This window comes from Streptomyces sp. NPDC001219, assembly GCF_053597915.1.
In genome coordinates this window covers 22,011-29,312 of record NZ_JBSFJF010000078.1, presented here as the reverse complement: position 1 = coordinate 29,312, position 7,302 = coordinate 22,011, and the positions used below count along the sequence as shown (strand labels likewise).

The following is a 7,302-nucleotide window of genomic DNA, read 5'->3' as shown; positions in this document are numbered from 1 at the left end:
TGCTCGTGCGTGCTAGTGTCGATCGGAGTTGCAGTTGTGGTTCCCAAAGACTTCTCGCACCCCGCCCCCTTTCCGGTCGGCGGGCGCTTTCTTGCCCCCGCACAGGACGTGCGGGGCCCCGGCTCGTAGCTGTGGGTGAGCTGATGTGGTGCGGACCGGCTGGGCCGGTCGGGTGAGGCGGGCCGGCACCGGCGCCCGGGGCTCACGCCGTGGCGAGATCCCGGAGCGGACCGGCGTGTGCCGCCATCCGCTCAGTGGCCAGCTCCATGGCCGCCGTGTCCCCGCGGGTGGTGGCGACCGCCAGGGCGTTCCCGGCGAGGGTGTGGGCGCGCTGCCGGAGGGCCTCGGCCCGGGGCGGGGCGCCGCCGTCGGTGGGCTCGGCGCGCAGCGGATGGTGGCCGCCGCTCAGCCGCGTGACCTGCTCGGCGATGCGCTCGGCCGCGGCGGCCAGCGCGGCGCCGTCCAGCCCGGTGTCCTGCGGCGCGCCGCCGTCCGTCCGCGTCGCCAGCGCATGCAGCTCATCGGTGACGGTGAGCAGCGCCGTCAGCTGACCGGCGAGCCGGATGTCCAGCTCCTGCTCGCGCGAGCGGTGGGGGACCTCCGGGGCGGCGGCCATGGTGTGGACCGACTTGGTGCGGATCGGTTCGTACATGGGACGGCCTCCTGAAAACGTTCAGGAGACCATCCTAGCTTGGACACGGTCTAAAGTTGTGGCTCTTACAGAGGGCTGCTCCGGGTCAGTACTGCCCGTAGCCGTCGAGGAAGGAGCCGATCCGGGTGACGGCGTCCGCCAGATCGTCCTTGCTGGGCAGCGTGACCAGGCGGAAGTGATCGGGCTCCGGCCAGTTGAAGCCGGTGCCGTGCACGATCATGATCTTCTCCTCGCGCAGCAGGTCGAGCACCATCTGCCGGTCGTCCTTGACCTTGTAGACCTTGGGGTCCAGCCGCGGGAAGGCGTACAGCGCGCCCTTCGGCTTGACGCAGCTGACGCCGGGGATCTGGGTGAGCAGCTCGTACGCGGTGTCGCGCTGCTCCAGCAGCCGGCCGCCGGGCAGCACCAGATCGTTGATCGACTGCCGGCCGCCGAGGGCGGTGGCGACCGCGTGCTGGGCCGGCATGTTGGCGCACAGCCGCATGTTGGCGAGGATCGTCAGCCCCTCGATGTACGAGGAGGCGTGCGCCTTCGGGCCGCAGACCGCCATCCAGCCGCTGCGGTAGCCCGCCACCCGGTACGACTTCGACAGCCCGTTGAAGGTCAGGGTCAGCAGGTCAGGGGCGAGCGAGGCGAACGGGGTGTGGGTGACGCCGTCGTAGAGGATCTTGTCGTAGATCTCGTCGGCGCAGACGATCAGGTTGTGCCGCCGGGCGATCTCCGCGATCCCGTGCAGCAGCTCGTCGTCGTAGACGGCACCCGTGGGGTTGTTGGGGTTGATGACGACGATGGCCTTGGTGCGGTCGGTGACCTTGCGCTCGATGTCGGCGAGGTCCGGCATCCAGTCCGCCTGCTCGTCGCAGCGGTAGTGCACGGCGGTGCCGCCGGAGAGCGAGACCGACGCCGTCCACAGCGGGTAGTCCGGGGCCGGGACCAGCACCTCGTCGCCGTCGTCCAGCAGCGCCTGCATCGACATCTGGATCAGCTCGGAGACGCCGTTGCCCAGGTAGATGTCGTCGACGGAGAGGTCGATGCCCTGGGTCTGGTAGTGCTGCATCACCGCGCGGCGGGCGGAGAGCAGGCCCTTGGCGTCCCCGTAGCCGTGTGCCGTGCCGACCGTGCGGAGGATGTCCTCCAGGATCTCGGGCGGGCACTCGAAGCCGAACGCCGCCGGATTGCCGGTGTTGAGCTTGAGGATGCGGTGACCGGCAGCCTCCAGCCGCATCGCCTCCTCAAGAACCGGGCCACGGATCTCGTAGCAGACGTTGGCGAGCTTCGTTGACTGGATCACCTGCATGTCCGCCACCTTACGGGCGCGTATCGGCGGCCGCCCGGTGTTTTTCCCCACGTTGACCGGCGGACGGTGTGGACCTCCTCACGCCCGGTGACCGGGCGGGGTGCCGTGGTGCGGATTTCGCGACGGCCCGCGGGCCGTCGCCCCGCGCCGCTACGCTCCGGAGCATGCCCACCTCGGTTCCGTTACCACCGGCCGCCCCGCCGTCGGCCCCGCCGTCGTCCGTACCGGCGCCGGTCGCGCCCCCGCTGCACGGTCCCTTCGCGCTGCTCAACGACGAGCCGGTGGCCGAGCCCGGCGCGGATCAGCTCGGCGCCGGCCGGGCCGCCGGCCGGCTCGCCGGGCTCCTGGTCGCCTCCCGCGGCGCCACCCCCTTCACGCTCGCCGTCGACGCGGGCTGGGGTATGGGCAAGAGCAGCCTGATGCGGCTGGTCGACGCGGAGCTGGCGGACGCCCCCGAGGTGCACACCGTCTGGTACAACGCCTGGACCTCGACCGGCGCCGACGCGCTGGAAGGGCTGATCAAGTCCGTCCTGATGCGCTTCGACCGGCGGGTGCTGCGGCGGGCGCTCCAGCGGATCTCCGAGCGGCGGGCGCTGCTGCGGGCCGTACGGGCCGTGACGACGGTCGCCGCCGGGCCGCTCGGGGTGGCCGGCCTGGTCGACGAGCTGTGGCGCGGCCTGTCCGTCAACTCCCAGGCCCGCAACGAGATGCGGGAGGCGATCGGCGCCCTGGTGGAGGAGTGGTCACAGACCGCCGAGTTCCGGCCGCGCCGCCTCCTGGTCGTCTTCATCGACGACCTCGACCGCTGCTCCGAGGAGACGGTGCTCGCCGTCTGCGAGGCGGTGAAGGTCTATCTGGACGTGCCGGGGCTGGCGTTCGTGATCGGCTGCGACCGTTCGGCGCTGGCGCCCAACGGGCTGCTGCGCGATCTGTCGCCCGCCGCCTCGGCGTTCATGGAAAAGATCTTCCAGACCAGCTACCGCATTCCGGTCGCCGACCAGCAGGGCGTGCGGGAGTACATCGACCGGTGCGCCCGCGCCGTCGGGATCGACCAGCTCCTGGACGAGCGGCTGACCACCCTGCTCGCGGAGCGCTCGGCCCGTAATCCACGCCGCATCAAGCGTCTGGTGAACGGCTTCGTGCTGGAGGCGACGCTCAATCCGATGTGGGAGGACTTCCCGCCGGAGGCGGTGGTCAGGACCCTGCTGCTGCAGTACTTCTACCCCGACTTCTACCGGATGGTGGCCGGGGTGCCGGGGCCCGGTGCGGGCGATGTGATCGCGGAGTTCCGTACGTACCAGCAGGTGCGACGGCTGCTGCGGTCGCCGGAGCCGCTCCCCGAGGCCGAGCTGGCCCGGGTGAACCGCTTCCTCCTCGAACACGACCTGCCGGAACAGACCGCGGTCGCCGGGGCCGAGACGCTGGGGCGGCTGGAGCGCCAACTCCCCAGCGGGTTCCCGGAGATGGTGACCGACCAGGAGTTCACCTCGCTGATCGACGGACTGGTGGCGCTGCCCCGCTCCGAGGAGCTGCTGCGCCGGCTGCGCGAAGGGGTCGAACTCCCGGCTCCCGTCCAGCCGGAGCCCGCCCCGTATCTCCCGTCGCTCCCGCCGCTGTCCTACGGCACGACGCCCGGGTACGGTGCGGCGTCCCCGTATGGTGCGGCGCCCCAGTACGGCACGGCGCCCTCGTACGGTGCCGCTCAGGCGGCCCGGGCCGTGGACGCCCGTGCGGATGACGCGGTGCTGCGCGGGGTGCGTCTCCTGTGGGTGGACGACCATCCGCGGAACAACGAGACGCTGGTCAACGCTTTCCGGACGGCGGGCGCCGTGGTGCGGATCGCCGAGGACTCGGAGGCCGCGGACGCCGCCCTCGCCGTCGAGTCGCCGACCGTGCTCGTCTCCGACATCGCCCGGGGCGCCAACCCGCGGGAGGGTCTGGAACACATCGGGCGGCTGCGGAGCGAGGGCCGCTACACCGGCCCGGTCGTCTTCTACGCGGGCCGGGTCACCCCGGAACGGACCGCGCTGGCCCGGGAGTTGGGGGCCCACCTGACGAGCAGCGGGCCGGAGATCGAGCGGCTGGTGCTGCGCGCGGCCGAGGGGGAGCTGCCGCCGCCCGCCTGACCTCAGCCCCGGCCGGGTGTCCGCCGTACCGCCCGCCCCGCCAGGACGTCCGTGCGCCTGCCGTCCGCCACCACGAACCGGCCGTCGATCAGGACGTGCGGGATGCCGGTGGGCAGGGTGCGCGGGGTGTCGAAGGTGGACCCGGCGGCGACCGTCTCCGGGTCGAAGAGGACCAGGTCGGCGCGGTGGCCCTCGCGCACCAGGCCGCGGTCGGGGAGCCGCAGCCGGGCGGCCGGACGGCCCGTCAGGTGCGCCACACACTCCTCCAGCGACAGCACCCCCAGCTCACGGACGTACCTGCCGAGGTACTGGGGGAAGGTGCCGTACGCGCGCGGATGCGGCTTGGCGCCCTGGAGGATGCCGTCGCTGCCGCCGGTGTGCACCCGGTGGCGCATGATCCGGCGGACGTTGTCCTCGTGGCCGACGTGCTGCAGGATCGTCGAGCCGAGGCGGTCCTCGACCAGCAGCCGGCGGGCGGTCCGCCACGGCTCCTCCCCGCGCTCCGCGGCACTGCGGGCGACGGTCTTGCCGACATGGTCCGCCAGCGCCGGGTCCGCGACACCGGAGATCTCGATGGTGTCCCACGCGATGGGCACCCCGTGACAGCCGTCGGCGCCCGTCACCTCCATGTCGTGCCGGATGCGGGCGGCCGTCGCCTCGTCCCGGAGGCGGGCCAGGATCGCCTCCGGGCCGCCCTCGCTCGCCCAGCTCGGCAGCATGGCGACCAGGGTCGTACAGCCGGGGGTGTACGGATAGGTGTCCAGGGTGAGGTCCGCACCGGCGTCCAGCGCGCGGTCCAGGAGCGCGAGCAGCTCGGGGGCGCGGCCCTCGTTGACGCCGAAGTTCATGGTGGCGTGTGCCAGATGCAGCGCACAGCCCGCCTCGCGGGTGAGGGCCACCATCTCCTCGTACGCCTGGAGGGCGCCGGCACCGTAGGAGCGGTGGTGCGGGCAGTAGTAGCCGTCGTAGCGGGCCACCACCCGGCAGAGTTCGGTCAGTTCGGCGTCGGAGGCGTACATGCCGGGGGTGTAGGTCAGCCCGGAGGACAGCCCGACCGCGCCCTGCTCCAGGCCCTCGGCGACCAGCTGCCGCATCCGCGCCAGCTCGTCGGCGGTGGCCGCGCGGTCGTCCCAGCCCATGGCGAGCATGCGTACGGTGCCCTGCGGGACGAGGTAGGCGGCGTTGACGGCGATGCCGCGGCCGTCGAAGCCGTGGTCGAGGCGGTCGAGGTAGCCGCCGACGGTGCGCCAGCTGAAGTCGACGGAGGTGTCGCCGGGGCCCCCGCCGTTCCAGCCGGTGATCTGGGCGCGGACCTCGGCGAGGGTGCGGTCGTCGACCGGTGCGTACGACAGGCCGTCCTGGCCGAGGACTTCGAGGGTGACGCCCTGGGCGGCCTTCGCCTCGTGCGCGGGGTCCCGCAGCAGGGCCAGATCGCTGTGCGCGTGCATGTCGATGAAGCCGGGGGAGAGGGCGAGGCCCTGGCCCTCCACCACGCGGGCGGCGCCGGGCCGCCGGCCGCCGTCCGACGCGCGGTGGATCTCGGCGATCCGGCCGCCGGACAGGGCGACGTCGGCGCGGTAGGACGGCCCGCCGGACCCGTCGATGACGCGCACGTCGCGGAACACGGTGTCCATGGGGCCTGCCTCTTTCCGTTCCTCGGTGCCCAGGGGACGGGGGCCGGCGGCGCGCACCGCGGGGGTCGGCGCGCACCGCCGGCGTCCGGGGACGGGAGCCGAACTCCGGTCCCCGGGAAGCCGACGGGGCCGCGAACGGCCCCGCAGGCAGGTCCTAGAAGAAGGTGCGGATGAAGTCCGTGACCGTGCCGTCCGCCTCGACCAGCGGGATCAGCTGCCACTTGTCGAAGGAGGTGCAGGGGTGCGACAGGCCCAGCCCGACCCAGTCGCCGACCTCCAGGTCGCCGGCCCGCTCGGTGGTGACCCAGGCGTGCTGGTCGGACAGCTTGGTGACGGTGAGCCCGTCCGCCGGGCGCAGGCCGCCGTCCCGGCCGGACCGGACGACCCGGGCCTGCGGCAGGTCCAGGTCGTACGCCGCGTCCCGCTTGCCCGCGTTGAGGAACGCCTGCTCGGGCGTGGGGCGGGAGACGACCTGGGACCAGAGGCGGAAGGCGGGCTGCAGGGCGCCCTCGTCCGGGACGCGGTTGAAGGGGGTCAGCCGGCGGTAGTGGCCGTCGTCGTGCGAGACGTACGCGCCCGAGCGCAGCAGCTTGAGGACCGGCGCGGACAGCTCCGGCAGCTCGTCGAAGACCTCGGAGACCGTGTCGAACCAGGCGCTGCCGCCGGCGCTGACGACGATCTGGTCGAGGTCGGCGAACCGGCCCGCCTTGTCCAGCGCCGCGGCCAGCGCGACCAGCCGGCGCAGCCAGACGGCCACCCGCTCGGCGGTGGCGTCCGGGACCTCGCCCTCGTAGCCGGCCACGCCGACCAGCCGGAGGGTGTCCACGCCCGCGATGGCGTCGGCGAGTTCGAGGCACTCGGCCTCGGTCCGGACGCCGGTGCGGGCGCCCTCCCCGGCGCCGAGTTCGAGGACCACGTCCACCGGGCGGACCGCGCCGGCCTCGCGCAGCGCGGTGTCCATCAGCTCGATGCCGCGCAGCGAGTCGACGTAGCAGACGAAGCGGAAGCCGGGGTCGGCGGCCAGCTCGGCGGCGAGCCAGCGCAGCGCGGCCGCGTCCACCAGCTGGTTCGCCAGGAAGATCCGCTCGATGCCGAAGTGGCGGTAGACGCGGGCCTGGTGGGGGACGGCGGCGGTGATGCCCCAGGCGCCGTGCTCCAGTTGGCGGGCGAAGAGCTGCGGGGCCATGCAGGTCTTGCCGTGCGGGGCGAAGGCCAGGCCGTGCCGGCTGGAGTAGGTCTCCATCAGCGCCAGGTTGTGCTCCAGCGACTCGGCGGAGAGCGCGAGGACGGGGGTGGTGAAGCCGTCGGTGAAGAGGTTGCGGCGCTCGGCGGCCAGCTCGCCGACGGTGCTGCCGTCGGCGTCCGGGGGGAGTCCCTTGAAGCGGTGATCGACCCGTTCGTCGGTGAGTCCCTTGAGTCCCTGTGCGAGCCGTTCGCCGGCCATGGGGCCTCCTCAAAAGATCGTGTTGCACCTTCTGCAACGCTCATTGCGCGTATCGCTAACCGCTGTCTAACATCCGCTGCATTGCCCGGTCAACGGTGGACGACGCGGCGGGCAACGACCGGATGACCGCGCCGCGCGCGGCCCGGCAC

General features: G+C 72.9%; 5 protein-coding genes. 1 reads left to right on the top strand and 4 read right to left on the bottom strand.

The genetic code is table 11. The features are described 5' to 3' along the window. Nucleotides 1-202: 202 nt before the first annotated feature. Nucleotides 203-652 carry an SCO4983 family protein gene (locus tag ACWC9R_RS32225; protein ID WP_450736845.1) on the bottom strand — a complete coding sequence of 150 codons (450 nt, stop codon included), beginning with the start codon at nucleotides 650-652 and terminating at the stop codon, nucleotides 203-205. Between the two features lie 85 nt (nucleotides 653-737). Further along, the gene (locus ACWC9R_RS32220) at nucleotides 738-1,949 is read right to left on the bottom strand and encodes a pyridoxal phosphate-dependent aminotransferase (RefSeq protein ID WP_450736843.1); all 1,212 of its coding nucleotides are present in this window, start codon (nucleotides 1,947-1,949) and stop codon (nucleotides 738-740) included. Between the two features lie 164 nt (nucleotides 1,950-2,113). On the opposite strand from ACWC9R_RS32220, the gene ACWC9R_RS32215 reads away from it, so the two are divergent. Further along, nucleotides 2,114-4,075 (top strand): KAP family P-loop NTPase fold protein, encoded by a 1,962-nt coding sequence (locus tag ACWC9R_RS32215; RefSeq protein ID WP_450736842.1) that lies wholly within the window; start codon nucleotides 2,114-2,116, stop codon nucleotides 4,073-4,075. A 2-nt stretch (nucleotides 4,076-4,077) separates the two neighbouring features. Here ACWC9R_RS32215 and ACWC9R_RS32210 read toward each other — a convergent pair whose 3' ends face one another. Both ACWC9R_RS32210 and ACWC9R_RS32205 read right to left on the bottom strand, forming a co-directional pair. Next, a complete protein-coding gene (locus ACWC9R_RS32210) occupies nucleotides 4,078-5,709 on the bottom strand; it encodes an N-acyl-D-amino-acid deacylase family protein (protein WP_450736840.1) in 1,632 nt (543 codons plus the stop codon). A gap of 154 nt (nucleotides 5,710-5,863) precedes the next feature. After that, complete coding sequence (locus ACWC9R_RS32205) at nucleotides 5,864-7,153, bottom strand: amino acid deaminase (RefSeq protein WP_450736838.1); 1,290 nt, start codon at nucleotides 7,151-7,153, stop codon at nucleotides 5,864-5,866. Nucleotides 7,154-7,302 lie beyond the last annotated feature (149 nt).